This is a genomic window from Bradyrhizobium sp. P2_E8 (genome assembly GCF_056403875.1).
The window spans coordinates 1-3,259 of sequence record NZ_JBFUES010000855.1; the positions used below are offsets into that span (position 1 = coordinate 1).

Annotated in this window: 3 protein-coding genes; 1 reads left to right on the plus strand and 2 read right to left on the minus strand. The window is 65.1% G+C overall.

The window, feature by feature from the left end:
* On the minus strand, positions 1 to 1,438 hold a 1,438-nt coding region (locus AC1D00_RS33090; protein ID WP_477013563.1), incomplete at its 3' end, for a PAS domain S-box protein.
* A gap of 173 nt (positions 1,439 to 1,611) precedes the next feature.
* On the minus strand, positions 1,612 to 1,827 hold the full coding sequence (locus AC1D00_RS33095) for a hypothetical protein (RefSeq protein WP_404558568.1): 216 nt from the start codon (positions 1,825 to 1,827) through the stop codon (positions 1,612 to 1,614).
* 106 nt (positions 1,828 to 1,933) lie between these two features.
* Here AC1D00_RS33095 and hemE point away from each other — a divergent pair, with 106 nt between their 5' ends.
* Positions 1,934 to 2,968 (plus strand): uroporphyrinogen decarboxylase, encoded by a 1,035-nt coding sequence (hemE, locus tag AC1D00_RS33100; RefSeq protein WP_477013564.1) that lies wholly within the window; start codon positions 1,934 to 1,936, stop codon positions 2,966 to 2,968.
* The last annotated feature ends 291 nt before the right edge of the window (positions 2,969 to 3,259 follow it).

Consider the following 3,259-nt stretch of genomic DNA (forward strand, 5'->3'; position numbering starts at 1 on the left):
AGGCACGCGCCCATTCGTCGTTCAGCCGGTCGTCGAAGCAGCGGCGGTTGGCAAGCCCGGTGAGGCTGTCCTCGGTCGCGAGCGTCTCGAGCCTGGTTTCCAGCGTCTTCTGCTCGGTGATGTCGCGCGAGATCGCGACCACGCCGTCGACGTTGCCGTTGTCCTTGCGTGTCACCCGCATGGTCGATTCGAGCCAGACTTCGCCCTTCTGACGGTGCGAGTTGCGATAGGTGACGCGCACCTCATCCTTCTCGCCGCGCTTCATCGCATCGACGAGGGCCTGGACCTGCGGCAGGTCATCCGCATGAACGCCCGCGAGCGCGGGCGTTCCGATCAGCTGGTTGGCCCGCCAGCCGACGACGCGGACCGACGAGGGAGAGACGTAGCGCAGCCGCTCGTCGAGCCCGATACGGGTCACCATGTCGCTGGAGCCTTCGGCGAGCAGGCGGAAATGGGCTTCCTTCTCGACCAGGGCTGCGGCCATGCGCTGGCCCCGCTGCAACTGCCGCACCAGCACCGCGCCGATGATCGCGATCAACATGACCAGCGCGAGGACGTAGAGCATGCGGGAAATCGCGGCGGCGCGCCAGGGCGCCAGCAGTTCGTCCTTGTCGACGGTGGCGAGCAGGAAGAACGGATAGCGGCCAGAGCGCTTGAAGAAGCTGACGCGTTCGGCGCCGTCCAGCGGCGACTTGAAGTGATAGGCACCGCTCGGCCCTTGCAGGCTCGGGTTGCGGAACAGCGGCTTGTCGGCGACGCTGCGTCCGACGAATTTCTCGTTGCTCGGGTAGCGTGCGACGATCAGGCCGTCGCCATGTGTCAGCGCGACGGAGCTGTTGCGGCCGATCTCGAACTGCTCGTAGAAGTGCGACAGATATCCGGAGCTGATGGTCGCGAGCACCACGCCGCCAAAGCTGCCGTCCGCCTTGTTGAAGCGGCGCGACAGGGTGAGGACCCATTCGCCATCGAGCAGGCTCTTCACGGGACGGCCGAGATGGGCCTCTCGTTTCGGGGAGAGCTGGTGATGGCGGAAGAACGCGTCGTCGCTGAGCGTCGAGCCGATCGTGCCGGGCGAGGTCAGCCAATTGCCCCGGTCGTCGATGATGGCGAAGCTGTGCACGCGCTCCGTCGCCTTCTTGCGCACCTCCATGAGGTTTCTGAGCTTGGCGATCGTGGCAGGTTCGGTGCCGTCCATCTCCAGCCGGCTGACGACGCCGACGACGCCGGAATCGAGCAGATCGAGGCTATCCTCGGCATGCTGCGTGAGCGATCGCGCAACGTTCGCCATCTCGGTCTCGGCGCCCTTGAGCACTGCGTCGCGCGCGGCCCATTCCCGCCAGGCGCTGACGCCGAGGATGGTCGCGCAGGTCAGCACGACAAACGCCGCCGCGCGTAGCGGCAGGCGGCTCCATCCGGCTCTTTGGGTAGCAGCGCTCATGCGGCAGAATTCTCCGATCGTTTCGGAAACTCTGCCGCTTCTATTATTGAACTCTGAAATGACTGCCGAAATACACCGCGATACCTGCGCTTTCCCGTAGTCCTACGGACGCAAGGATCAGGGCATCGCTAACAGGGTATTAGCGAACCTGTCGGAATCCGGCTCCGCTCCCGCTAGCTGAAGATGGCCTTAACCTTGTCCCAGAGCGAGGGATTGTCGGCGTCCGCATCGGCCTTCGAGGGGGTCGGCTGGGCGACGCTCACGGGATCGGACGCCGGAAAGCTGTCCTTGAGCCCGGTATCGAGCTTGGCATGACGATCGGCGGCGAGCGCCTCATGCAGATCGTCGGCGTGCTTGTCGTGCGGCGCGGGATTGAATGACTCAGCCATGATCTCCTCCATTGGTTGGTCAACGCGGCCCAATTGCGCTTGTTCCCCTGTTCCGCTGAAGGCCGCCGCGGTGTATCAGGAGCCGTAACCTTGCTCAGGACCATTCGTGCCCCAGTCTGCGACAAAGCCTTTCATCGACGTGCTCTCCGGCCAGCGCCAAGCCATCCCGCCAATGTGGATGATGCGCCAGGCCGGCCGCTACCTGCCGGAATATCGCGAGGTGCGGGCCAAGGCCGGCGGCTTCCTCGATCTCTGCTTCAACCCGGAACTTGCCGCCGAGGTCACGCTGCAACCGATCCGGAGATTCGGCTTCGACGCGGCGATCATCTTCTCGGACATCCTGGTGATCCCCTACGCGCTCGGCCGCTCCGTGCGCTTCGAGGTCGGTGAAGGTCCGCGGCTCGAGCCGCTGGATGATCCCGCGAAGGTCGGAACGCTCGCCGCGCGCGCCGACTTCGGCAAGCTCGCGCCTGTGTGCGAGGCCTTGAAGATCGTGCGCGGCGCGCTCGATCCCAAGACCGCGCTGATCGGCTTCTGCGGCGCGCCGTGGACGGTGGCGACCTACATGGTCGCGGGCCAGGGCACGCCCGACCAAGCCCCGGCGCGGATGATGGCCTACCGGCATCCGGACGCGTTTGCGAAGATCATCGACGTGCTGGTCGACAACTCGATCGAATATCTGCTGGCGCAACTCGCAGCCGGTGCCGATGCCTTGYAGATCTTCGACACCTGGGCCGGGGTGCTGCCGCCGGCCGAGTTCGCGCGCTGGTCGGTCGAGCCGACGCGGCGCATCGTCGAGGGCGTACGCGCGAAGGTGCCGGACGCCAAGATCATCGGCTTTCCCCGTGGCGCTGGCGCGCAATTGCCGGGCTATGTCGAGGCGACCGGCGTCAACGCCGTCAGCATCGACTGGACGGCGGAGCCGGCCTTCATCCGCGAGCGCGTGCAATCACGCGTCGCAGTGCAGGGCAATCTCGATCCGCTGGTGCTCATTACCGGTGGCGCCGCGCTCGACCGCGCGATCGACAACGTGCTGGCGAATTTCGCTGCCGGGCGCTTCATCTTCAATCTCGGCCACGGCATCCAGCCGGAGACGCCGATCGCCCATGTCGAGCAGATGCTGAAGCGGGTGCGGGGGTAAGCGGCGGTCTCGTTGTGGCCATCCTTCGAGACGCGCGCAAGAGCGCGCTCCTCACCATGAGGTCTCGTTCTGCGGCGGCACCCCAGACCTCATGGTGAGGAGCGCCGTCTTACGGCGCGTCTCGAACCATGAAATTACAAATCCGCGAAAACAACCCCATGCACAGTAGACAAGTCATTGAAAAACTTGAGCCGAGCATTGCTCGACTCACAAGGGGCCTTTGACACGTCGGGCAAGACAGGCGCACGATGCCCTGATCGCACCGACGATCGTTTTGAAGCAGGCTAGCGC